The following is a 23,061-nucleotide window of genomic DNA, read 5'->3' on the forward strand; positions in this document are numbered from 1 at the left end:
GCCATGGAGCTCGATCCCGTCACGCTGGCGCGCATCCAGTTCGCCACCAATATTTCCTTCCACATCCTGTTCCCCACCATCAATATCGCCATGGCCTGGGTGCTGCTGTTCTTCAAGCTGCGCTTCCGCCAGACCGGCGAGCAGGGCTGGATGGACGCCTATATGTTCTGGGTGAAGATCTTCGCGCTGTCCTTCGCGCTGGGCGTGGTGTCCGGCGTGACCATGAGCTTCCAGTTCGGCACCAACTGGCCGGGCTATATGCAGACGGTGGGCAATATCGCCGGCCCGCTGCTGGCCTATGAAATCCTGACCGCGTTTTTCCTAGAGGCGGGCTTTCTCGGCATCATGCTGTTCGGCCGTTCGCGGGTGCCGGAAAAGGTGCATACGCTGGCGACCTTGCTGGTGGCCGGTGGCAACACCTTGTCGGCGTTCTGGATCATCGCGCTGAATTCCTGGATGCAGACGCCGACCGGTTTCGTGATGCGCGACGGCCGCGCCCATGTGCTCAGCTGGCTGGAGGTGATCTTCAATCCGTCCATGCCCTATCGGCTGACTCATATGCTGCTGGCCTCCGGCCTGACGGTGGCCTTCCTGATCGCCGGCTTGTCCGCCTATCGCTATCTGCGCGGAGAGCGCGGCCGCGGCGTGATGGCGGCATTGAAGACCGGCGTGTTCCTGGCGGCGCTGCTGATCCCGCTACAGATGTTCGTCGGCGATATGCATGGCCTCAATACCTTGAAGCATCAGCCGGCCAAACTGGCGGCGATAGAAGGCATCTGGCATACCGAGAAGGATGTGCCGCTGCTGCTGTTCGCGCTGCCCAACGCCGAAACCCGCAGCAACGATTACGCCATCGGCGTGCCGCAGCTGGGCAGCCTGATCCTCACTCACCAGTGGGGCGGCGAGATCAAGGGTTTGAACGAGTTTGCGCAGCATCCGCCGGTGGCCAAGGTGTTCTGGAGTTTCCGCGTGATGGTGGGCATGGGCATGCTGATGCTGCTGGCCTCCTGGCTGGGCGCCTGGCAGTTGAAGAAGCGCGGCGAGCTGCATCCCATGCTGGCGCGTTTGCTGTTGTGGATGACCTTTTCCGGCTGGATCGCCACTTTGGCGGGCTGGTTTGTCACCGAGATCGGCCGCCAGCCCTGGCTGGTGACCGGGGTGCTGACCACCGCCCAGGCGGCGGGACGGGCGACCGGGCCGATGTTGTTCACCTCTTTGACGACCTATCTGGCCTTGTACGCTTTCTTGCTGGCGGCTTATATCTCGGTGTTGTTCCATCTCGCCCGCAAGGCGCGCGCGCATGACGCGGCGAGCGCAACCCAATTGAAGGAGAAACTGGCATGAGCGAAGCATTCTACCTGCCGGCGATTTTCGCCGGGCTGATGGCGCTGGCGATGCTGGTGTATGTGATCCTGGATGGCTTCGACCTTGGCGTCGGCATTTTGCTGCCCTTGGCCGGCGAGGAAGAGAAGGACCTGATGGTGAGTTCGATCGGGCCATTCTGGGACGCCAACGAAACCTGGCTGGTGCTGGGCGCCGGCTTGCTGCTGGTGGCTTTCCCGGTGGCGCATGGCGTGGTGTTCGGCGCGCTGTATCTGCCGGTGCTGGCCATGTTGGTGGGCTTGATCCTGCGCGGCGTGGCTTTCGACTTCCGCGTCAAGGCGCAGGATCCGCACAAGCCGTGGTGGAACGCGGCTTTCGCCGGCGGCTCGATGTTGGCGGCCTTGGCGCAGGGCGTGATGCTGGGCCGCTTTCTGACCGGCTTCGCCGAAGGCGGGCTGGCCTGGGGCTTCGCGCTGGTGGTCGGCGCCGGTCTGGCCTTGGCTTATGCGCTGCTGGGCGCTTGCTGGCTGGTGATGAAAACCCATGGCGCGCTGCAGGCCAAAGCTATCGTTTGGGCGGAGTATGCCTTGTACGGCGCGGGCATGGCGGTACTGGCGGTGTCGGTGGTGACGCCGCTGGCCAATCCCGGCATCGCCGCCAAGTGGTTCGCGCTGCCGCAGTTCTTGCTGCTGCTGCCTTTGCCCCTGGGTTCGCTCGCCATGTTTGGCTTGCTGTGGCTGAGCCTGCCGCGGCTGGCGCGCAGGCAGGCGACGGGCAACGACGCCTTCTGCTGGCTGCCGTTCGCGCTCAGCTGCGGCATTGTGCTGCTGGCTTTCTGGGGCTTGGCGTACAGCGTGTTTCCGGAAATGGTGATTGGCCGCATGACCATCTGGCAGGCGGCGGCGGATCCGGAGGCCTTGTGGGTGATTCTGTGGGGCGCGGTGGTGGTGCTGCCTTGCATCATCGCTTATACAGCGTTTGCTTATCGAGTGTTTTGGGGCAAAGCGGACAAGCTAAGCTACCAATAGTTTGATATCAAAGTAAAAAAAGCGCGCCGATTCGGCGCGTTTTTTTTGCTTAGTTTTTCCATTTGGCATCTTGATGCAAATTTTACGTCATATTATTGTAACGATCTTGTCATGTAGCGCGGCCAAAATCCGCCGCGTGAATGCAAGCCGCCATAACGATAATTGGAGAAGCCGATGTCCCGCGCCCTGTCTCGCGCCACCCGCCGCGCAGCCGCTCTTGTCCCCCTGATGCTGACCATGAGCCTGTCGGCTCAGGCCGCCACCGAAATCCAGTTCTGGCACTCCATGGACGGCGCGCTGGGAGATCGCGTCAACGCCATCGCCGCCCAGTTCAACGCCAGTCAGAAAGATTACAAGATCACGCCGGTGTACAAAGGCCAATACGATGAATCGCTGGCCGCCGCCATCGCCGCTTATCGCAGCGGCAACGCGCCGGCCATCGTGCAGGTGTTCGAAGTGGGCACCGCCACGATGATCCAGGCCAAGAAGGCGATCAAGCCGGTGTATCAAGTGATGGCGGACGCCGGCGAGAAGCTGGACGAGAAGGCCTTCATCCCGGCCGTGGCCAGCTACTACTCCGACGCCAAGACCGGACACCTGCTGTCCTTGCCGTTCAACAGCTCCACCCCGGTGCTGTACTACAACAAGGATGCCTTCAAGAAAGCTGGCCTGGCGGACGCGCCGCCCAAGACCTGGCCGGAACTGGCCGCCGCCGCCGCCAAGCTGAAAGCCTCCGGCATGCGCTGCGGCTACAGCACCGGCTGGCAAGGCTGGGTGCAGCTGGAAAACTACAGCGCCTGGCATAGCCTGCCGTTCGCCAGCCTGGACAACGGCTTCGGCGGCACCGGCGCCACGCTGCAGTTCAACGGCCCGACCCAGGTCAAGCACATCGAGTTCCTGGCCAAGATGGCCAAGGACGGCACTTTCAGCTACGCCGGCCGCAAGGACGAGGCCACGCTGAAGTTCTACAGCGGCGAATGCGGCATCATGACCGGCAGCTCCGGCTCGCTGGCCAACATCCGCAAGAACGCCAAGTTCAACTTCGGCATGGGCATGATGCCTTATGACCCGGCAGTGAAGGGCGCGCCGCAAAACGCCTTGATCGGCGGCGCCAGCCTGTGGGTGATGGGCGGCAAGAGCCCGGCCGAATACAAGGGCGTGGCCAAGTTCTTCAAAATGGTGACGAGCCCCGAGGTGATGGCCAAGTGGCACCAGGACACCGGCTACCTGCCGGTGGTGACCGCCGCCTACGAGCTGTCGCGCAAGCAGGGTTTTTATGACAAGAATCCGGGCGCGGACATCGCCACCAAGCAAATGCAGAACAAACCGCCCAAGTCTTACACCCGCGGCCTGCGTCTGGGCTATATGCCGCAAATCCGCGGCGTGATGGACGAGGAGCTGGAAGAAGTGTGGAGCGGCAAGAAAACCGCCAAGCAGGCGCTGGACAATGCCGTGCTGCGCGGCAACGATTTGCTGCGCCGCTTCGAAAAAACCGCCAACTGATTCTGAACTGCGAACGGGCAAGCCATCTGGCCGCCCTTCCTTCTGCGGCAAGGTGCTTCTCGCCTTCTTGAAGGCGAGGCTCCCTTGCCGGGCAAGGACGGGGGCTAATGGAAAGGCTGCGGGCGCGGCTGTTTATCTGAAGAGGCCCGGCTTGGCCGGGCCCTGTGGAACGGCCCCATTTGCTTAGCCTGCAGCCTGATTCCAGCCCGTTTTGTTTCTCTAGAGCGCACGCATGCAAAACCGGATTCATTTTTCCCAGCGCTGGCTGGGCCTGGCCTTGATGGCGCCGCAATTGGCCATCACGCTGGTGTTCTTTTTGTGGCCGGCGCTGGAAGCCTTGTGGCAATCGTTTCAGCAGCAAGACCCGTTCGGCCTGGGCAGCCAGTTCGTCGGCCTGGCCAATTTCAGCCAGCTGTTCCACGATCCGTTCTATCTGGGCACGGTACAGACTACGCTGCTGTTCAGCGCCTTGGTGACGCTGCTGGGCACCGGCAGCGCGCTGATCCTGGCGGTGATGGCCAACCAGATCACGCGCGGCCGCCGCGTCTACCAGACCATTCTGATCGCGCCATACGCCATCGCGCCGTCGGTGGTGGCGGTGCTGTGGCTGTTCCTGTTCAACCCCAGTCTGGGCTGGATCAGCTATTTGCTGCGCGGCATGGGCTATGAGTGGAACCACGCGCTCAACGGCGGCCAGGCCTTGCTGCTGGTGGTGCTGGCCTCGGCCTGGAAGCAGATCAGCTACAACTTCCTGTTCTTCTACGCCGGCCTGCAGGCGATACCGGCATCGTTGATCGAAGCGGCGGCGATAGACGGCGCCGGGCCGCTGCGCCGCTTCCGCGACCTGGTGTTTCCGCTGCTGTCGCCGACCAGTTTCTTCCTGCTGGTGGTCAACCTGGTGTACGCCTTCTTCGACACCTTCGCGGTGATAGACGCCGCCACCGGCGGCGGACCGGGCAAGTCCACCGAAACCATGATCCTCAAAGTGTATCTGGAAGGCTTCAAGGGCCTGGACCTGGGCAGCTCGGCCGCGCAGTCGGTGGTGCTGATGCTCGTGGTCGGCTTGCTGACGCTGATCCAGTTCCGTTACGTGGAAAGAAAGGTGCAGTACTGATGGTGGAGAATCGCAAAGGCCTGGACCTGTTCTGCCACGCGATGCTGATCGCGGGCGCGCTGGTGGTGGCCTTCCCCTTGTATCTGATGTTCGTCGCGGCCAGCCAGGACGCGGATCAAGTGACGCGCGTGCCGCTGTCGCTGCTGCCGGGCAGCCAGCTGTGGGCCAACCTTTCCACGGTGCTGTGGAGCGTCGGCGGCGGCTTGGCCGTGCCGCTGGCCACCACCTTGTGGAACAGTTTCGTGATGGCGATGCTGATCGCGGTCGGCAAGATTTTCATCTCCTTCCTGTCCGCCTACGCCATCGTTTATTTCCGCTTTCCCTTCCGTAAAACCGGCTTCGCGCTGATTTTCGCCACCTTGATGCTGCCGGTGGAAGTGCGGATTTTCCCGACGGTGGAAGTGGTGACCCAGATGGGGCTGATCAACAGCTATACCGGCCTGACCCTGCCCTTGATCGCCTCCGCCACCGCCACCTTTTTGCTGCGCCAGTTCTTCATGACCCTGCCCAAGGAGCTGATGGAGGCGGCGCGGGTGGACGGCGCCGGGCCGATCCGCTTCATGATCGATGTGGTGCTGCCCTTGTCGCGCACCAATCTCGCGGCCTTGTTCGTGATCACCTTCATCTATGGCTGGAACCAATATCTGTGGCCGCTGCTGGTGACCCACGATTCCGGCATGTCCACAGCGGTGATCGCGATCAAGGGCATGCTGGGCGAGGGCGCGGTGCAATGGCATCTGGTGATGGCGGCCGCCTTGCTGACCCTGCTGCCGCCGCTGGCGGTGGTGATAGGCATGCAGCGCTGGTTCGTCAAGGGCCTGGTGGACAACGAGAAATAAGAAAGAGCGCCAAATGGCCAAGCTGACTTTAAGCAATATCCGCAAGCAATATCCGGGTGGCGAACGCCGGGTATTGGAAGACATTTCGGTAGACATCGCCGACGGCGAGTTCGTGGTCATCGTCGGCCCGTCCGGCTGCGGCAAGTCCACCTTGCTGCGCATGGTGGCCGGGCTGGAAAGCACCGAGGAGGGCGAGATCCGCATCGGCGAGCGCCTGGTCAACCTGCTGGAAGCCAAGGATCGAGACATCGCCATGGTGTTCCAGAACTATGCCCTCTATCCGCACATGACGGTGGCGGAGAACATGGGCTACGCGCTCAAGCTCAAAGGCTTGAGCAAGGCCGAGATCATGGAGCGGGTGCTGAAAGTGGCCACGGTGCTGGAGCTGGACAAGCTGCTGTCCCGCACGCCGCGCGAGCTGTCCGGCGGCCAGCGCCAGCGCGTGGCCATGGGCCGCGCCATCGTGCGCGAGCCGGCGGTGTTCCTGTTCGACGAGCCGCTGTCCAATCTGGACGCCAAGCTGCGCGGCCAGATGCGGCTGGAAATCCAGCGCCTGCATCGCCGCCTGGCCACCACCAGCCTGTACGTCACCCACGACCAGGTGGAGGCGATGACGCTGGCCGACCGCGTCATCGTGCTGAACAAGGGCCATGTGGAGCAGATAGGCGCGCCGGACGAGATTTACGACCGGCCAGCCACCACCTTCGTCGCCACCTTCATGGGCTCGCCGGGGATGAATCTGTTCGACGCCGCCGTGGATGGTGAGGGCAGCCGCCTGCAACTGGGCGACGGCGTGTCTTTGCCATTGGCCGCGGCGAATCCGGCGCTGGCCGGCCGCAAACTGACAGTGGGCATCCGCCCCGAGCATCTGCGCCTGGCCGGCGATGGCGAAGCGTCGTTGAGCCTGCGGGTGGACAGCATAGAGATGCTGGGCGCCGATAATTATGTCTACGGCCTGCTGGCCGGGCAGAATGTGGTGGCGCGGCTGGCCCATGGCCACCGGCCCGAGCCGGGCAGCCGGCTGGAAGTGACGGTGCGGCCGGAGTGGCTGCACCTGTTTGACGCGGAAACACAAGGGAGAATCGCATATGCCGCAGCAGAATAAGCAAGCCTGGCCGTATCCAGAGGCGGTCGCCCACCGCGGCGGCGGCACGCTGGCGCCGGAAAACACCATCGCCGGCTTCCGCGAAGGCGTGCGTTACGGCTATCGCGGAGCCGAGTGCGACGTCAAGCTGTCGGCCGACAATGTCTGCTTCCTGCTGCACGACGACACCGTGGACCGCACCAGCAACGGCAAGGGCGAGGCCAAGCTGAAAACCATGGCCGAGCTGTCGCAACTGGACGCCGGCGGCTGGAAAGGCGCGGCCTATGCCGGCGAAGCGCTGCCGACGCTGGACAATGTGGCGGCCTATTGCCGGGCGCAGAACATGCTGCTGAATATCGAAATCAAGCCCTGCCCGGGACGTTTCGAGGAGACCGGCCGCATCGTCGCGCAGGAAACGGCGCGGCTGTGGCAGGGCGCGCTTGTGCTGCCGCTGCTGTCTTCGTTCGAGATAGACGCGCTGCGCGCCGCCAAGGCCGCCGTGCCGGCGCTGCCGCGCGCCTTCCTGTGCGAGGAGCTTCCGGCCGATTGGCGCGCCATTCTGGAGGAGCTGGACTGCGTGGCCTTGCACTGCGACCATAAAACGCTGACCGAGGCGCTGGCGCGCGAGGTCAAGCAGGCTGGCTATCAGCTGCTGTGCTACACCGTCAACGAGCTGGCGCGCGCCAAGACGCTGCGCGAGTGGGGCGTGGACAGCGTCTGCACCGACCGCGTCGATCTGTTGGCGCCGCAGCGACCCTTATTGGAGCAATAAGCGAAACAATATGAATGGGCAAATGATTGAATGGCTGGGCCTGCTGGCGGGCTGTCTGACTACGATCTCTTTCTTGCCGCAGGTGCTGCGGGTGTGGCGCACGCGGTCGGTGGACGACATCTCGCTGGGCATGTATCTGCTGTTCGTCGCCGGCGTCGCCTTGTGGCTGACTTATGGTTTGCTGTCGCACGCGCTGCCGGTGATCGTCGCCAATGGCGTGACGCTGGTGTTGTCCGGCTCGGTGCTGGCGATGAAGCTGCGTTACCGCCGGCGGGGCTAGCCAAGCCGGCTGATGGAATGCAAAATCCGCTGCGAGCCAGCGGGTTTTGTTTTGTCGAGCGGGCGCTCAGACGGTGAAGCGGGTAGCCACGCCCATCAGCCGTTGCGAGATCGACTGCAGCTCGCTGGCGGTGGCGACGCTGTCCTTTACCGCCTGGGTGTTCTGCTCGGACATTCTCGACACCTGCTCCACATTCTGCGCCAGCAATTGGCTGGCCGAGCTTTGCTCCTGCAGCGAGGTCATGATCTGGGTGATGCTGCTGGTCACATCCTCCACGCAATGGCGGATATTGTGCATGCTGTCGCCGGCCGCCTGGGTGCGTTGCTGCCCGGCCATGATGGCTTGCATGCCCACTTGCATGCTGCTGGTGCCTTTCTGCGCCGCGTTCTGGATGGCGCAGACGATGGTGCTGATCTCGGTGGTGGACAAGGCGGTGCGCTCCGCCAGTTTTCTCACCTCGTCGGCCACCACGGCGAAGCCGCGGCCCATTTCGCCGGCGCGGGCCGCTTCGATGGCGGCGTTCAGCGCCAAGAGATTGGTCTGGTCGGCCACGTCGCGGATCACATCGACGATGCCGGCGATGGTTTGCGATTGCTGGCTCAAATCGTTGATGGTGTCCGATACCGACGACACGTCGCGGACGATGCCGTCCATGCTGGCCGAGGTGGCGTCTATCACCTTGTCGCCGTCGTCGGACTGGTCCGCGGCGTTGCGCGACAGCTTGCGGGCATGCTCGGACTGTTCGGCGCTGACCGACAGGCTGGTGCTCAGCTCTTCTATCGAAGCCGCCATGCTGGAGGCCGCCTCATGCTGCCGGGCGCTGCTGTCGGCTATGCTTTGCGAGCTCTGCGCCATCTCGTCCGCGGCCTGGTTCACTTCGCGCGCGGTTTCCACCATTTGCGAGACGGTGTCCCTGAGCTGGCTGCGCATCTGGCTGATCGTGGCCAGCAAGCTGCTTTCATCCCTGTCGCGCAGCTCTATCCGCGTGTCCAGCCGCCCGGAGGCGATTTGCGCCACCACTTCCTGCACATAGAAGGGCTCGCCGCCCAGCTGCAGGGTGATGGACAGATACAGCTGATGGAACAGGAAGATGGCGGCCAGCATGGCGATGACGCCGATGACGATATAGCGGTTGCGCTGTCCGGCGATGCGGTCTATCCGCTCCTGCAAGAGCTGGTCCAGCTGCTTCAGGCCGACGGCGATATAGGCGGAAACGGCTTGCGCGCTTTGCGCGCTATGGCCGGAAATTTTCAGGCCGCTGGCGCCGGTTTTGCCGGCTACGGCGTCATCGATGGATGCGCCGTGGCTTTTCTGGATGTCGGCCAACTGCGCGCCAAGCGGCGCCAGCTCATTCTTCAAGGCGCTGTTGTAAGCCACCGCTTTGCCGATGTCGCTGGCCAGGCCGTCGCTCATCTCCGCTATCAGCGGCCGCAGCTCGACCAGGCGGTCGCGCTGGGCGGGATCCAGGGCTTGGTTGGCCGAAGGCAGCGCGGCGATGGCGTTGGCTTCGCCTATGTGCGAGATCAGCGTGGTGAGCTTGCTGGTGGCGGCATCCATCAAATAATAGCTGTCGATGTCGGGGTCCAGCGTCAGGTTGGAGTTGTCGCTGATCACGCCGATCAGATTGTTCAGCTTGTCGCTGAAGTCGCCGTAGGCGGCGATGCGTTGCGCCGCTTTCTGGGCGCCGCCCTGCCGCAGTTTGTCCCATGAGGCGCTGGCGTCTTTCCAGGCGCTGTCGCTGGCGAGGTCGGCGCCGATCTTGTCATTGGCCGCTTTCAGCGCCTGCCATTGCGATTCCAGCTGCTGGGCCGCGGCCGGCAGGGCGCTTTTGGCCTGGGCGTCGCCCAGCGCGGCCAGCACGGCGGTTTCCTGAGTTTGCTGGTTTTGCGCCAGCAGGCCGGTCAGGGGCTGCATATAAGCCACGCCGACCCTTTCCTTGGCGGTGGACTCGATATTGTCCTGATTGCTGCGATACAGGCCGTATACCAGATAAAGCAGCGCGATGGCGATAACCAGGCCGATCAGGGCGAAACGCTTGGGGTAGCTAAGGCGCTGCATCAGGCGGACGATGGGGGTGGTCATGGCAGGCTCCTTCCAGCGGCTAGTCCTTCGCCGCAACCGGAATGATGCGAAGCAAGGTGATTCGCTATTCACTGTATGAGTGAATTTGCTTAAGGCAAGAGAAAATCATATCGCGCCGGATAATGGCGAATTTTTGCCATATTCCGGTAGAACGCGCGCGGAGCGGCCAAGTGAAGGCGGGAAGGCGCCAGCCGGCGGGAAGGCCGGCTGGCTGGGGAGGCTTAGATCGTTTTGGAGTAGCGCGCGTGGGTTTGGCGCTCGCGCAGATGGCGATCGAATAGCATGGCGATATTGCGGATCAGGAAGCGGCCTTTGGGCATCACCATCAGGAAGTCGCCGTCGAAGTCGAGCAGGCCTTCTTGCTGGAATTCGCGGATCTTGGGCATCTCGGCGGCGAAGTACTGCGCGAAATTGATGCCGTGGATTTCCTCAAGCGCCTCCACCGACAAGGCGAACCGGCACATCAGGCTCTGGATGATGGTTCTGCGCAACACATCGTCGCTATCCAGCGTCAGGCCCCTGGCCACCGGCAAACGGCCTTGGTCGAGCGCGGCGTAATAGTCTTCCAGCGTTTTTTCATTCTGGCTGTAACAGGAGCCGACCTTGCCGATGGAGGACACGCCGAAACCCAGCATGTCGCAGTCGGCATGCGTGGAGTAGCCCTGGAAATTGCGCTGCAGCCGGCCCTGGCGGAGCGCTACGGCCAATTCGTCGTCCGGTTTGGCGAAGTGATCCATGCCGATGAAGACATAGCCGGCATCGGTCAGCATCTTCACCGCGTCTTGCAGGATATCCAGCTTGACCGAGGTAGAGGGCAGCTCCGACTCATTGATGCGCCGCTGCGGCATGAACACGGTGGGCAAGTGAGCGTAGTTGTACAGCGCCAGGCGATCCGGAGAGAGGTTGAGCGCGGTTTCCAAGGTCTGCAGCATGCTGTCGCGGGTTTGCAGCGGCAAGCCGTAAATCAGGTCCAGGCTGACCGATTTGATCCCGGCTTCGCGGCCCGCTTCAATCACCTGGCGGGTCTCTTCCTCGCTTTGCACCCGGTTCACAGCCAGCTGCACTTCGGGGTTGAAATCCTGCACGCCGACGCTGATTCGGTTGAAGCCATATTCTGCCAGCCGGAACATGGTTTCACGTTCTACCTTGCGCGGATCTATCTCAATGGAATATTCTCCGTCACTCATGAATTCGAAATGGGTCTTCAGAATGCCCATTAGTCTTTCGAGCTGAGCGTCGGACAAAAAGGTGGGCGTGCCGCCGCCAAAGTGCAGCTGGATGGCCTTTTCCCTGCCGCCCAGTTGTTCGGCGACCAGCGAGATTTCCTTCTCCAGGTAGTCCAGGTAGCGGTCGGCTTTGGACTTGTCTTTGGTGATGATTTTGTTGCAGGCGCAGTAGTAACAAACGGTGTTGCAAAATGGTATATGAGCGTATAGTGATACGGGTCGGCGGTTAGCGCCAATCTGTCTCTGTTTCAGCTTGTTTTGATAATCGTCAGGGGTAAAACCCGGCAGAAATCGATCCGCAGTCGGGTAGGACGTGTATCGTGGCCCCGATCCTTCGAGACGCTCGATCAGTTGTCGATCGAACTCGAAATGCGCGGGAGAAAAAGGATGGGTGGTTTTCATGTCGTTTTCAGATGGAAAAACTTCTGGTGGACTGGTAAATTTGCGGAAAACTTGTGAATTCCGTATTGATAAGGGTCAAGCTTCACCAGCTTGCAGCAACCAAAGCATGTCAGAACACAATCATTCCACTTTGCAAACGCTGAAAATTTCCTGCTCCAGCTGCAGCTTGCGCGAGCTCTGCTTGCCGGTAGGCTTGAACCGCGAGGAAATGAGTCAGCTCGATACCGTCATCCGCCAGAGCCGCAGGCTCAAGCGCGGCGAATACCTGTTCCGCAGCGGCGAAGGCTTCAAATCGCTGTTCGCCATCCGCACCGGCTTCTTCAAAACCTGCGTGGCGAGCCAGGACGGCCGCGAGCAGGTGACGGGTTTCCTGATGTCCGGCGAGCTGATGGGTCTGGATGGCATTTCCACCAGCAACCACAGCTGCGACGCCATCGCGCTGGAGGACAGCGAAGTCTGCGAGCTGCCGTTCAGCCGCATGGAAAACCTGAGCCGGGACATCCCCAGCCTGCAGCACCATTTCTATCGCCTGATGAGCCGCGAGATCGTCCGCGATCAAAACGTGATGCTTCTGCTCGGCAACATGAAGGCGGAAGAGCGCATCGCCGCCTTCCTGCTCAATCTGTCGCAGCGCTTGTCTACCCGAGGTTTCGCCGCCAACGATTTCATCCTGCGCATGAGCCGGGAAGAGATCGGCAGCTTCCTCGGCCTGAAGCTGGAAACGGTCAGCCGCACGCTGTCCAAGTTCCAGCAGCAGGGCTGGATCACTGTCGACCACAAGCACATCCAGCTGGTCAAGGTGGACGATCTGAAGAACCTGATCTCCGGCTGCATGCACGCGGGCGGGCACTAAACGCCCGATTGGCCGTGTAGCCAGGAAAAGCAGGCTGAGAAGCCTGCTTTTTTTACGTCTGGCTCAGGCGAGGGCGGCGTCGATGCGGGCCTGCAGCGCGGCCAAGCGCGAGGGATCGGGCCAGCCGGGCGGCGTGATGAAGCCGCGCGCGACTTCTTCCCATTGGCCGTCCGCGCGCTCACGCAGCTCCGCGACCAATTGCGGCGCGGCTTGCTCGGCCAGCATGCGGCGCAGTGTGGCCTGATCCTGGGTTTGCTGCGCGGGCAACAAGGCGGGCGAGAGCCAGCGCAGCTTGGGCAGCCAGGCCCAGCGGGCCTCAGGCTGGTTCTGAGGCCAGGCGGTGTCCAGCGGCGCATGCCAGCCGGTCGGGCCTTGGCGGGCAAGGCGGGGCGTGTCGCTGGGATGGAAAGTCCAGCCGGTGAGGCGGGCCATCGACGCGCAGTCCGCAAAGCCTGCCGGCAGCGTGGTTTTGCCATCCGGCTGGCGAGCCAATGCCAACTGTGTGGTTATTTTGGTCGCTTTCATGGCCCAGGCGTCATGCAGGCTGGGGCCGACGCGGGAGGCGGGCGACTCATCCAGTTGCAGGTAGAATTTGCTGGCGGTTTCCAGGTGCAGCGCTTCGCCGTCCAGCCGCAGCAGGAAGTCGAATTCGCCTAGGGTGCGCCGCTCTCTGGATATGACTTTCAGATTTTCGGCGACCCATTCGATGTGCGGCGTCAGGCGAAACCAGAAGGAAAAAAGCTGCTCGGCATATTTTCCCAGGCGGGTGGCGGGCCGGGCGGCCAGCCAGGTTTCCAGTTCGAGCGGATTGTCATCCAGCCGCCTCAGCAAATCCACGCCGTTTGGACCAAGCAGGCGGGCGGGCTCGATGTCCGCGCCGCAGCGCCAGGGGGAGGGCGAGGCGAGCAGGAAAGCCAAATCGCGCACCGCAGGGCGCGCGAAGTCGGCCAGGTCTAGCAGATCAGTTTTCATCCTTTTTCAGGCTGCCGTCCGCCGTTCTTTGAACTTGCTTGTAGAAGCCGCGCAGGATGTCGATTTCCTCGCGCAGCACGCCGGCGCGGTTGAACAGCGCGCGCATGCGGCGCATCAGCCGCTCGCTGTTGCGGCGCTTGAAGTAGCCGATGTCTTCCATGGCCTGGCCCAGGTGGCCGCACATGCCTTCCACCTCGCTTTGGGTGGCCGCTTCGCCCTCGGCGCGCAGGTATTCCACGTCCACCTCGGTATGGCTGAACAGCTCATAGGTCATCACCTGCACCGCCATCGCCAGGTTCAGCGAGAAGTAGTCAGGGTTGCCGGGGATGGTCACCAGGCGGTTGCATTGTTCCACTTCCTCGATCGACAGGCCGAAGGTTTCGTTGCCGAACACCAGGGCCACCTGTTCGCCTTCGTGGGCGCGGGCGATCAGTTCCGGCGTGGTTTGGCGCGGGGTGGACAGCGGCGTGGTCAGTTCGCGGCGGCGGCTGGTCAGCGCGCAGGCGACGGTGACGTCGGCCAATGCCTCTTGCAGCGAGCCGACCACGGTGGCGCGCTCCAGCAGGTCCACCGCGCCGGAGGCCAGGGCATTGGCTTCGTCGCTGGGAAACGCCTTGGGTTCAACCAGATACAGGCGGCTCAAACCCATGGTTTTCATGGCGCGGGCGGCCGATCCGATATTGCCCGGATGGTTGGGTCTGGCCAGCACCACGCGGATGTTTTTCAGAAAATCAGGTACTTGGGGTTTATTCATTGGCGTTTTCACATTAAAATAGCGGGCAAATACCAAAAGCCCGCGCCCAAGCGTCGGGTTTTTTTGTTCCTTAACCCAAATTGTTACCGGCGGGTGTCGCGTCATCGACGGACGCCCGCCCATTGTTCAAGTGTAGAGGCCGTCAATGCATCCGATGCTCAATGTCGCGGTTAAAGCCGCTCGTCGCGCTGGCAACGTTATCCAGCGCGCGTCGCTTAACCTCGATACCATTCGCGTAGAGAAGAAAAAGCACAATGACTTTGTGACCGAGGTGGATCGCGCTGCCGAAGAAGCGATCATCAACACCATTCTCGAAGCCTATCCGAAGCACGCGATTCTAGCAGAAGAGTCCGGCGCCAAAGGCATCGGTTCTTCCGAATACGAATGGATCATCGATCCCATCGACGGCACCACCAACTTCCTGCACGGCCACCAGCAGTACGGCATCTCCATCGCGCTGGCGCACAAAGGCCAGGTTCAGCAAGCCGTGGTGTATGACCCGAGCCGCAACGACCTGTTCACCGCCTCGCGCGGCGTGGGCTCCTTCCTCAACGACCGCCGCATCCGCGTGTCCAAGCGCTTCATGATGAACGAGTGCGTGATCTCCACCGGTTTCCCGGTGTCCGATCAGAGCTATATCGATCAATACCTGGGCATGCTGAAAGACGTGATCGGCAAGACCGCCGGCGTGCGTCGCGAAGGCGCCGCCGCGCTGGACCTGTGCAATGTGGCTTGCGGCCGCGTGGAAGGTTTCTTCGAATTGAACCTGAAGCCGTGGGACATCGCGGCCGGCAGCCTGATCGTTCAGGAAGCGGGCGGCATCGTCACCGACTTCACCGGCGAGCAAGGCTGGCTGGAATCCGGCGACATCGTGGCCGCCAGCCCGAAGGTGCTGGCTCAGCTGCTGCAGCTGCTGGCGCCGCACGTTTCCAAGTAAACGGCAAACCTCTAAAAAACGGCATGTCCATATGGGCATGCCGTTTTTTTTGGTCTCGCGTAGGCAAATGACGGAACTGTTGCGCGCGGCGGCGCTCTAGGTTCAGTATACCCATAAGGGGTATCTTAATGGAGCGTGAAATGCAACGTCGTCGATTGATGCAATGGGGCGCCGCGCTGGCGCTGTCTCCTTGGCTGGTCCGGTCTGCGCAGGCTTCAGCTGCGCACGCGATGCAGGCCGACGCGGCGGCGGATATGCCGCAGGCTGCTGCGCTGGGGCTGCCGCGCGGCGGCGAGCTGCCGGAGCTGGTTTCGCTGCCCTTGGAGCTCAAGGATGGCGCGCTGAATGGCTGCCTGGCCGCCGCGCCGCTCAATCTGCCCTTATTGCCCGGCGGCAAGGCGACGACATTCTGGGCTTACAACGATTCGGTGCCGGGGCCGGCGATCGCGTTGCGCGAAGGAGACAATTTGCGCATCCGTTTCGACAACCATTTGCCGCAGCCGACCACGGTGCACTGGCATGGCCTGCCCATACCGGCCGATCAGGACGGCAATCCGCATGACGCGGTGGCGCCGGGCGCCAGCCGCGAGTATCGCTTCGATCTGCCAAAAGGCAGCGCCGGCACGTATTGGTATCACCCGCATCCGCATGGCCATACGGCAGAGCAAGTCTATCGAGGCTTGGCCGGCGTGTTCGTGGTGAGGAGTCTGGATGATCCGCTGGCGCATCTGCCGGAGCGCTGGCTGGTGCTGTCCGACCTGAAGCTGGACGCGCAAGGCCAGATCGCGGGCAATAGCGACGCGGATAAGATGGATGGCCGCGAGGGGCAGTTCGTGCTGGTCAACGGCGCTTGGCAGCCGAAGTTGACCCTGGGAGTGGGGGAGAGGCAGCGCTGGCGGATCTGGAACGCGACCAGCGCCCGCGTGTTGAAGCTGGCCTTGCCTGCACATGAAGTGTGGCTGGTGGGGACGGATGGCGGCTTGATCGAAAAGCCGCGCCGCATCGACTACCTGCTGTTGCCGCCCGGCGCCCGCGCCGAGCTGGCGGTGACCGGCCGCTTTGCCGCGGGCAAGCCGGCGGGCTTGCTGGCTTTGCCGTATGCGCGCGGCAAGATGATGGGGCCGGAGCAGGATGCAAGCTTGCCTATCCTGGATATCGCGCCCTCTGCAGCGCTCAAGACCGCCGCGTTGCCGGCCAGGCTGCGCAAGATCGCGCCGCTGGGCAAGCCCGCGGCGCGGCGGCTGGTGGTGTTCAGCGAAGACATGGCCAATCCGGCGGCGATGTTCCTGATCAACGGCAAAACCTTCGACATGGATCGGATGGATTTCATAGGCCGGGTCGGGGCGGTGGAAGAGTGGGAAATCGATAACCGCGCCGACATGGATCATCCCTTCCATCTGCATGGCACGCAGTTTCAGGTGACGGCGCGGCACGACGGCAAAGGCTGGAAGCAGGAACCGTATCTTGCCTGGCGCGATGTGGTGAATGTGCCGCCGGAGCAGAAGGTGAGGCTGCGCTTCCGGCAGGATCTGCCGGGGCCGCGCATGTTCCACTGCCACATTCTGGAACATGAAGACGCCGGGATGATGGGCACGCTGGATGTCCGTGCCTAGGCTGGCCGAATCGACGATAATGCCTGGATTGTTCTTACGGATGCCATCATGAGCGAAAACCGCGACTCGACCCAAGAGTGTTGCCACGAGCCCCTGCCCGCCGAGCGCACCGTGGTGCAGCCCGGCAAGGCGGCCTTGCTGAAGCGCCTGGCGCGGATCGAGGGCCAGGTGCGCGGCATCAGCGGCATGATCGAATCCGACCGCTACTGCGTGGACGTGCTGACCCAGGTGGCGGCGGTCAAGTCGGCGATGGACGCCGTGGCGCTGCAGTTGCTGGAAAATCACATGAAAGGCTGCGTGGCCCGCGCCATGCAGCAGGGCGACGCCACCGGCATGGTGACGGAATTGATCGATGTGGTGAAAAAGGTGCGATAGACATGAGAACGATGAAGTTCTTGCTGCTGGCCGGCGCGCTGCTGGCCGGCGCCGCGCAAGCCGCGCCCATTCCGTTCGAGGTGTTCATCCGGCTGCACAAGGGCATGCAGGAGGCCGAGGTGTTGGCCAAGGCCGGCGCGCCGGATGTCACGAGCGACGGCGCGCAAACGCGCAGCCAGAGCAACAACGGCACGGTGACGGTGAGTGCCTCGCGCGTGTTGACCTGGCAGGCGGGCGGCGATGTGCCCTACACCACGACGGTGACGCTGCAAAACGGCGTGGTCACCGACATCAAACGCAGCAAGAAGTTGTAAATTCGCCGCGGCCAAGACGCGGCGGCGGCGATACCCGCAAAATACATGGCGTAAAGTTTGCCTAAGCCTGGCAAAGTGCGTAGAATGCTGCGGTTTACTACCTTGCCTTTTGCAACCGCATGGCAAAAGGCTACGAATAGCCAAAAGGAGTTCACATGCGCCATTACGAAATCGTGTTCATCGTGCACCCGGACCAGTCCGAACAGGTCCCGGCCATGATCGAACGCTACAAGGGTATGGTTCTGGCCGCCGAAGGCAAGATCCACCGTCTGGAAGACTGGGGCCGCCGTCAACTGGCTTACCCGATCCAGAAGCTGCACAAAGCTCACTACGTTCTGATGAACGTTGAGTGCCAGTCGGAAACCCTGGCTGAGATCGAGCACGCCTTCAAGTTCAACGACGCTGTTCTGCGTCACCTCAGCATCAAGCTGGACCGCGCCATCACCGACGCGTCCCCGATGATGAAGGACGAAAAGGCCAAGAACCTGCTGGACGCCCAGCCGGCTGCTGAGGTTGAAGCTTCCGCCTAATCGGCGAAGTTTGAATCTTGCAGAACCGCCTAGTACTGACCGTCACGGTCGATCGCGTTGATGCGCTGAGATACACGCCCGCCGGCTTGCCGGTGCTGGAAATGTGGCTCAAGCATCAATCCCGGCAAAGCGCCGGGGGCTTCGAGCGTGATGTGGCCTGCGATATCCAGGCCGTGTGGGTGGGTGAGGATGCCCGAAAAAACGCCGGGAAACTGGCGGGGCAGGTGATGAATGTCACCGGATTCCTGGCTCAGCGCAGTTTGCGCAATCCGCGCTTGGTACTGAACATAGAATACGTTGAATTTGTAAAAGGTTAGTCAAAATGGCTCGTCAACTCTTCAAGCGCAAGAAGTTCTGCCGCTTCACGGCAGAAGGCATCAAGGAAATCGACTACAAGTCCGTTGATCTCCTGAAAGATTTCATCGCCGAAAACGGCAAAATCATCCCGGCTCGCATTACCGGCACCAAGGCTCGTTACCAGCGTCAGCTGACCACCGCTATCAAGCGTGCTCGCTTCCTGGCTTTCCTGCCGTACACCGACCAGCACTAAACCGGGAAAGGAACTAGAGATGCAAATCATCCTGCTCGAAAAAGTTGCCAACCTGGGTCAACTGGGTGACGTGGTGAACGTGAAGAACGGCTTCGCCCGCAACTTCCTGATCCCGCAAGGCAAAGCCAAGCGCGCTACTGAAGCCAACCTGAAAGAGTTCGACGCTCGCCGCGCCGAACTGGAAGCCAAGCAAGCCGAAATCCTGGCCGACGCCAAGGTTCGCGCTGAGAAGCTGAACGAAGCTGTGATCACCATCGCTCAAAAGGCGGGTGTTGACGGTCGTCTGTTCGGCTCCGTGACCAACGTTGACGTCGCTGAAGCGGTTACCGCTTTCGGCGTTGAAGTCAAGCGTCACGAAGTTCGCCTGCCGAACGGCCCGTTCAAGGCCATCGGCGAATACGACATCGAGATCGCCCTGCACCACGACGTGGTTGCTCCGATCAAGGTTGTTGTGGTCGGCGAAGCTTAATTCCTGCTTCAGGAATCTTCGAGAAAAAGCCCGCTTCGGCGGGCTTTTTCTTTGGCTGCGACGGAGTGGATGGGTTGGGTTCTACTGGACCCGGCGCAACCGGACCTTGCGGGCGCTGGCTGTTTCGGCAGCCTTGCCATGGATCCCCAATCCGCCGCCCCTGCCTTGGAGAAGGCGAGAGGGAATGCGTCTGCAGTCCAAGAAAGGCCCGCTTTCGCGGGCTTTTTCGCGTTCATCGTCAATTCAGTTGCGATGCGCAACCATCTGCGATATGGTTGCGTATCGCAACTGAATGACAAGCAGCCATGAATGAACGCGAATTGCGCGCGCTGTCGCGCGATATGGTCCGAGAACTGGGCATGCTGTCCAGCCATTGCGGCGCGGTGGAGCTGACGCCGGTTGAGGCGCATCTGCTGATCGAGTTGGAGAGCGGCCCGGCCAGCAATCAGCAATTGGCGGACCGCCTGCGAGTGGACAAATCCAATAGCAGCCGGCCGCTGCAGCGTTTGTACGAGCGCGGCTTGGTGGTCTGGCGCGCCGATCCGGCCGATGGCCGCAGCAAGCTGGCGGCCTTGACCGAGGAGGGATGCAGTTGGCTGAGGTGGCTGCATGCGGCCATGGACGCCGATATGGCCAGAGTGCTGGCGCAACTGGACGAGGCGGAGCGGCTGAGGCTGGAGGATGGGCTGAGCTTGTTCCGCCGCGCCCTGCGCCATGCGGATAGCCAGCAGGGTTACACCATCCGCCCGCTGGCCTTGGCGGACAATGGCCCTTTGGCGGCGCTGATTCGCAAAGTGTCGGCCGAGTATCGCCTGGGCGAAGGCTGCAGCGTCCATGATCCGCAATTGGACGCGCTGTTCCAGGTCTACAACCGGGTCGATTCCCGTTATCTGGCCATCATCGCGCCGGATGGCCGGCTGCTGGGCGGCGGCGGCATCGCGCCCTTGGCGGGCGGCGGCAAGGGCGTGTGCGAGCTGCAGAAAATGTATTTTGATCCCGACTTGCGCGGCAAGGGCTTGGGGCGGCGCGTGTTGCGGCTGCTGCTGGCCAAGGCCAGGGCGCTGGGCTACCGGCAGTGTTATCTGGAAACCACGTCGGCCTTGGCTGAGGCGACGGCGCTGTACCGGGCGGAAGGCTTTGTCCAATTGGATGCGCGCTGGGGCGCTACCGGCCATGGCGGCTGCGAAATCTGCATGGCGCGCGATCTTTAGCGCGCCACGGCGTCTATGGGCTGGGGCGTGGGAGGGACTTTGCCTGCGGTGGATAACGCATAAGCAGCTGCTGATCTTGGACAACTCCGCGGCTGGCCAATACTGAGACAATCAAGCTCAGACATATTGGGAGCCGCATCATGGTTTACCTGCAACTTTTAGTGGTGCTGGGCGCCATTTTTCTCGGCGTGCGGATGGGCGGCATAGGCTTGGGCGTCACCGGCGGCGCCGGGCTGTTCATCCTGACTTTCGTCTTCGGCCTCAAACCCGGCCACGCGCCTATCGACGTGATCCTGATCATCATCTCGGTGATCACCGCCTCGGCGGCGCTGCAATCGGCCAAGGGGCTGGATTATATGGTGGATGTGGCGGCGCGCTTCTTGCGGCGCAATCCGCGCCATATCGTGCTGCTGGCCCCCTTGGTGGGCTGGCTGTCCACCTTCCTGGCCGGCACCGGCTTCATCGCGCTGGCGCTGATGCCCATCGTGGTGGAGGTGGCGGAGAAGACCGGCATCCGGCCGGAGCGGCCGCTGGCCGGGCTGACGGTGGCATCGCAAAACGCCATCGTCGCCTGCCCGGTCTCGGCCGCCACAGTGGCGCTGGCCACGGTATTGGCGCCGCATGGCGTGGCGCTGACCGACATCATCATGATCAGCATTCCCGCCACGCTGATAGGCGCGCTGGCCGGCAGCCTGGTGATGATGCGCTACGGCCGCGAGCTGGCCGATGATCCGGTCTATCAACAACGACTGGCTTCGGGCAGCATCGCGCGTCCGCAAGCTTCATCCGCCGCCGATTTGCCGCGCGCGGCGGCTTGGTCGGTGTATGGCTTTCTGTTCACCGTGGGCTTGATCGTGCTGCTGGCGGCCATGCCGCAACTGCGTCCGGCCTGGCAAGGCGCCAAGGGCATGGAGCCGGTAGCGATGGTGGATGTGATCCAGATGTGCATGCTGAGCTATTCCGCGCTGGCGGTGCTGCTGTGCAAGGCGGATCTGCAGGCCATGGTATCCGGCAGCATGTTCCGCTCCGGCGCGGTGGCGGCGGTCACCATCCTGGGCGCGGCCTGGATGAGCGATACCTTCATCCAAGCCAATTTGCCGCTGTTCCAGCACAATATCGTCAGCATCATCCATCAGGCGCCGTGGCTGTTCGCCTTCGCCGTGTTCACCATGGCGGTGATCCTGTTCAGCCAGGGCGCCACCACCAAGGTGATGATGCCGCTGGGCGTGTCGCTGGGGCTGGCGGCGCCAACCTTGATCGCTATCTATCCGGCGGTAGTGGGCGTGTATGTGCTGCCTAGCTATCCCAGTTTGATCGCGGCGGTGGAGATGGATTACACCGGCACCACCCGCATCGGCCGCTGGGTGTTCAATCACAGCTTCATCCTGCCGGGGCTGGTGACCACATCGGTCTCCATCGCCGCCGGTTTCGCGCTGATGGCCTTGCGCTGAGTTTAGTCTTCGCTGCTTAGCACCACGCGGGCGCGCAGTCCGGGCGCGCCTTGCTCGGCGATGGCGAGCAGGCGGTCGATATTGGGATGGCTGCCGGGATGGGCGCGGGCCGCGGCGGTGTGCTCGGCGAACAGTTCCAGGCCTTCGCGCGCGGCTTTGCGGTCGATATGGCCGTGGCGTTTCACCAGCGCATGGTAAACGCGCAAGGAACCGGCAGTGCCGGGACGGTTTTCCAGCCGGTGCAGCGCTTCGCCTTCCGCGCTGAGCAGCACGATGGCGTCTATGCCGTCGGTGGCGGGCAAAATGGACAGCTGATCCTGGAACGAAGTCATGAACATTCTCCTTGTTATGGGTTTGCCAGCATTAGAATAAGGGCGAAACATGACAGTTCCAGTATCAATCTTTCAGTTGGGTCACAGGAAAGATTAATTTCTGTTTCAAACTGGTGCAGATTTTATGAAAACGCACCATATTGGTGCGTTTCTGATTAAGATTATCGAATCGAACGTTTGAAAAATAAGGGTTTTCCCTTGCTGCAGAACTGGCACGCTGTTTGCTTTATATGAGTCAAGCTAGTGAGCAGGGTCGCAAGACTCGCGCGCCAGTCTGCAAAGGAGAGGAAGAGAGCGGCACAGCCGCCTTTGGACGGGGTTGTCGAAGAGGTAAGCTTCGACAGCCCCGCTTCATTTTCCGCCGCCGCTTACGGTTGCTCTCCCAGGAGATAACGCTGGCTCATCTGCTTGAAGTGCTCGCCGCCTGATTTTTCCAGCAATTCGAACAACACCATTTCGCGGCTGACGATGACCGCGCCGGCCGCGCGCATTCTGGCAATCGCCAGTTCGATATCCTGCGGCTTGCGGCTGGAGATCGCATCCGCGACGACGAAAACCTGCTTGCCGCGCGCCAGCAAACCCAGCACCGTTTGCAGCACGCAGACGTGCGCCTCCATGCCGCAGACGATGATCTGCTTTTTCTCGGTCAGCGCAGTCGGCAGGCAATCGGCGTCGACGCAAGAGAAATGCAGCTTATCCACCGTCAAGGCTTGCGGAGCGGCTTCGCGCAGCTCGGCCGCGGTGCCGCCCAGGCCCTTGGGGTATTGCTCGGAAAACACGATGGGCAATTCGTGGTCGCGCGCCACGCCGGTCAGCCATAGGCTGCGCGCCAGCAGCCCGGCGGCGTCGTGCACCGCCGGCAGCAGCTTGTCCTGGATGTCCACCACCAGCAGCCCGGCATCCTGTCTGCGCATCAACATGGATTTCTCTCCCAGCTCAAAAAACTCAGCTTAACGGCAAAGCGGCGCGCAAGCACGCCGGTCAATGTATTTGGCATGAGTCTGTGGCATTTGCCGTGAAACCGCTGCGGAATTCATTTCAATTAAA

At 62.1% G+C, this 23,061-nt stretch carries 25 protein-coding genes; 19 read left to right on the forward strand and 6 right to left on the reverse strand.

Annotated elements, in window-relative coordinates; genetic code table 11:
- Positions 1-3 precede the first annotated feature (3 nt).
- From NKT35_RS12835 to NKT35_RS12870, 8 genes are all read left to right on the forward strand, one after another.
- Positions 4-1,344 (forward strand): cytochrome ubiquinol oxidase subunit I, encoded by a 1,341-nt coding sequence (locus NKT35_RS12835; RefSeq protein WP_254293515.1) that lies wholly within the window; start codon positions 4-6, stop codon positions 1,342-1,344.
- Positions 1,341-2,351, forward strand: a complete 1,011-nt coding sequence (locus NKT35_RS12840; protein WP_254293517.1) for a cytochrome d ubiquinol oxidase subunit II — start codon at positions 1,341-1,343, stop codon at positions 2,349-2,351. Before NKT35_RS12835 ends, NKT35_RS12840 begins: the two co-directional genes overlap by 4 nt.
- Positions 2,352-2,525: 174 nt before the next feature.
- Positions 2,526-3,854, forward strand: coding sequence for a sn-glycerol-3-phosphate ABC transporter substrate-binding protein UgpB (ugpB, locus tag NKT35_RS12845; protein ID WP_254293519.1), 1,329 nt, complete (start codon positions 2,526-2,528; stop codon positions 3,852-3,854).
- Positions 3,855-4,086: 232 nt separating this feature from the next.
- Positions 4,087-4,968, forward strand: a complete 882-nt coding sequence (gene ugpA / locus NKT35_RS12850; RefSeq protein ID WP_254293521.1) for a sn-glycerol-3-phosphate ABC transporter permease UgpA — start codon at positions 4,087-4,089, stop codon at positions 4,966-4,968.
- Positions 4,968-5,807, forward strand: a complete 840-nt coding sequence (gene ugpE, locus NKT35_RS12855) for a sn-glycerol-3-phosphate ABC transporter permease UgpE (protein ID WP_254293523.1) — start codon at positions 4,968-4,970, stop codon at positions 5,805-5,807. Before ugpA ends, ugpE begins: the two co-directional genes overlap by 1 nt.
- A gap of 13 nt (positions 5,808-5,820) precedes the next feature.
- Positions 5,821-6,912 carry a sn-glycerol-3-phosphate import ATP-binding protein UgpC gene (locus NKT35_RS12860; RefSeq protein ID WP_254293525.1) on the forward strand — a complete coding sequence of 364 codons (1,092 nt, stop codon included), beginning with the start codon at positions 5,821-5,823 and terminating at the stop codon, positions 6,910-6,912.
- Entirely contained in the window at positions 6,896-7,663 is a 768-nt protein-coding gene (gene ugpQ, locus NKT35_RS12865) for a glycerophosphodiester phosphodiesterase (RefSeq protein ID WP_254293527.1), read from the forward strand. The genes NKT35_RS12860 and ugpQ overlap by 17 nt, the downstream gene beginning before the upstream one ends.
- Positions 7,664-7,685: 22 nt before the next feature.
- Positions 7,686-7,943, forward strand: a complete 258-nt coding sequence (locus tag NKT35_RS12870) for a SemiSWEET transporter (RefSeq protein ID WP_254293528.1) — start codon at positions 7,686-7,688, stop codon at positions 7,941-7,943.
- A gap of 66 nt (positions 7,944-8,009) precedes the next feature.
- Here the strand turns inward: NKT35_RS12870 and NKT35_RS12875 are convergent, their stop codons facing one another.
- Both NKT35_RS12875 and hemN read right to left on the reverse strand, forming a co-directional pair.
- Entirely contained in the window at positions 8,010-10,025 is a 2,016-nt protein-coding gene (locus tag NKT35_RS12875) for a methyl-accepting chemotaxis protein (protein WP_254293530.1), read from the reverse strand.
- A 221-nt stretch (positions 10,026-10,246) separates the two neighbouring features.
- Positions 10,247-11,653 (reverse strand): oxygen-independent coproporphyrinogen III oxidase, encoded by a 1,407-nt coding sequence (gene hemN / locus NKT35_RS12880; RefSeq protein ID WP_254293532.1) that lies wholly within the window; start codon positions 11,651-11,653, stop codon positions 10,247-10,249.
- A gap of 106 nt (positions 11,654-11,759) precedes the next feature.
- On the opposite strand from hemN, the gene fnr reads away from it, so the two are divergent.
- Positions 11,760-12,506, forward strand: a complete 747-nt coding sequence (fnr, locus tag NKT35_RS12885) for a fumarate/nitrate reduction transcriptional regulator Fnr (RefSeq protein ID WP_254293534.1) — start codon at positions 11,760-11,762, stop codon at positions 12,504-12,506.
- Positions 12,507-12,569: 63 nt separating this feature from the next.
- On the opposite strand, the gene NKT35_RS12890 is transcribed toward fnr, so the two are convergent.
- Both NKT35_RS12890 and NKT35_RS12895 read right to left on the reverse strand, forming a co-directional pair.
- Positions 12,570-13,478, reverse strand: coding sequence for a DUF1853 family protein (locus tag NKT35_RS12890; protein ID WP_254293536.1), 909 nt, complete (start codon positions 13,476-13,478; stop codon positions 12,570-12,572).
- Complete coding sequence (locus NKT35_RS12895) at positions 13,468-14,232, reverse strand: RNA methyltransferase (RefSeq protein ID WP_254293538.1); 765 nt, start codon at positions 14,230-14,232, stop codon at positions 13,468-13,470. Before NKT35_RS12895 ends, NKT35_RS12890 begins: the two co-directional genes overlap by 11 nt.
- Positions 14,233-14,377: 145 nt before the next feature.
- On the opposite strand from NKT35_RS12895, the gene NKT35_RS12900 reads away from it, so the two are divergent.
- The 10 genes from NKT35_RS12900 to NKT35_RS12945 all read left to right on the forward strand — a co-directional run bounded on the left by NKT35_RS12900 (position 14,378) and on the right by NKT35_RS12945 (position 21,682).
- Positions 14,378-15,169, forward strand: coding sequence for an inositol monophosphatase family protein (locus NKT35_RS12900; RefSeq protein WP_254293540.1), 792 nt, complete (start codon positions 14,378-14,380; stop codon positions 15,167-15,169).
- A 140-nt stretch (positions 15,170-15,309) separates the two neighbouring features.
- Positions 15,310-16,782, forward strand: a complete 1,473-nt coding sequence (locus NKT35_RS12905; protein ID WP_254293542.1) for a multicopper oxidase family protein — start codon at positions 15,310-15,312, stop codon at positions 16,780-16,782.
- A gap of 48 nt (positions 16,783-16,830) precedes the next feature.
- The gene (locus NKT35_RS12910; RefSeq protein ID WP_254293544.1) at positions 16,831-17,157 is read left to right on the forward strand and encodes a metal-sensitive transcriptional regulator; all 327 of its coding nucleotides are present in this window, start codon (positions 16,831-16,833) and stop codon (positions 17,155-17,157) included.
- A gap of 2 nt (positions 17,158-17,159) precedes the next feature.
- Positions 17,160-17,471, forward strand: a complete 312-nt coding sequence (locus tag NKT35_RS12915; RefSeq protein ID WP_254293546.1) for a DUF2845 domain-containing protein — start codon at positions 17,160-17,162, stop codon at positions 17,469-17,471.
- A gap of 155 nt (positions 17,472-17,626) precedes the next feature.
- Positions 17,627-18,001 (forward strand): 30S ribosomal protein S6, encoded by a 375-nt coding sequence (gene rpsF / locus NKT35_RS12920; RefSeq protein ID WP_254293547.1) that lies wholly within the window; start codon positions 17,627-17,629, stop codon positions 17,999-18,001.
- 17 nt (positions 18,002-18,018) lie between these two features.
- On the forward strand, positions 18,019-18,318 hold the full coding sequence (priB, locus tag NKT35_RS12925; protein ID WP_254293549.1) for a primosomal replication protein N: 300 nt from the start codon (positions 18,019-18,021) through the stop codon (positions 18,316-18,318).
- A gap of 5 nt (positions 18,319-18,323) precedes the next feature.
- The gene (gene rpsR / locus NKT35_RS12930; protein WP_011137185.1) at positions 18,324-18,551 is read left to right on the forward strand and encodes a 30S ribosomal protein S18; all 228 of its coding nucleotides are present in this window, start codon (positions 18,324-18,326) and stop codon (positions 18,549-18,551) included.
- A gap of 19 nt (positions 18,552-18,570) precedes the next feature.
- Complete coding sequence (rplI, locus tag NKT35_RS12935) at positions 18,571-19,020, forward strand: 50S ribosomal protein L9 (RefSeq protein WP_254293551.1); 450 nt, start codon at positions 18,571-18,573, stop codon at positions 19,018-19,020.
- 305 nt (positions 19,021-19,325) lie between these two features.
- Positions 19,326-20,231: a bifunctional helix-turn-helix transcriptional regulator/GNAT family N-acetyltransferase gene (locus tag NKT35_RS12940; RefSeq protein WP_254293553.1), complete on the forward strand. Its 906-nt coding sequence runs from the start codon at positions 19,326-19,328 to the stop codon at positions 20,229-20,231.
- Between the two features lie 140 nt (positions 20,232-20,371).
- Entirely contained in the window at positions 20,372-21,682 is a 1,311-nt protein-coding gene (locus tag NKT35_RS12945; protein WP_254293555.1) for an anaerobic C4-dicarboxylate transporter family protein, read from the forward strand.
- Between the two features lie 2 nt (positions 21,683-21,684).
- Here the strand turns inward: NKT35_RS12945 and NKT35_RS12950 are convergent, their stop codons facing one another.
- Together NKT35_RS12950 and NKT35_RS12955 are read right to left on the reverse strand one after the other, a co-directional pair.
- A complete protein-coding gene (locus NKT35_RS12950; protein ID WP_254293557.1) occupies positions 21,685-22,014 on the reverse strand; it encodes a DUF2322 family protein in 330 nt (109 codons plus the stop codon).
- Between the two features lie 368 nt (positions 22,015-22,382).
- Complete coding sequence (locus NKT35_RS12955) at positions 22,383-22,934, reverse strand: hydrolase (protein WP_254293559.1); 552 nt, start codon at positions 22,932-22,934, stop codon at positions 22,383-22,385.
- Between the last annotated feature and the right edge of the window lie 127 nt (positions 22,935-23,061).

This window comes from Chromobacterium sp. IIBBL 290-4 (genome assembly GCF_024207115.1).
Classification (GTDB): domain Bacteria; phylum Pseudomonadota; class Gammaproteobacteria; order Burkholderiales; family Chromobacteriaceae; genus Chromobacterium.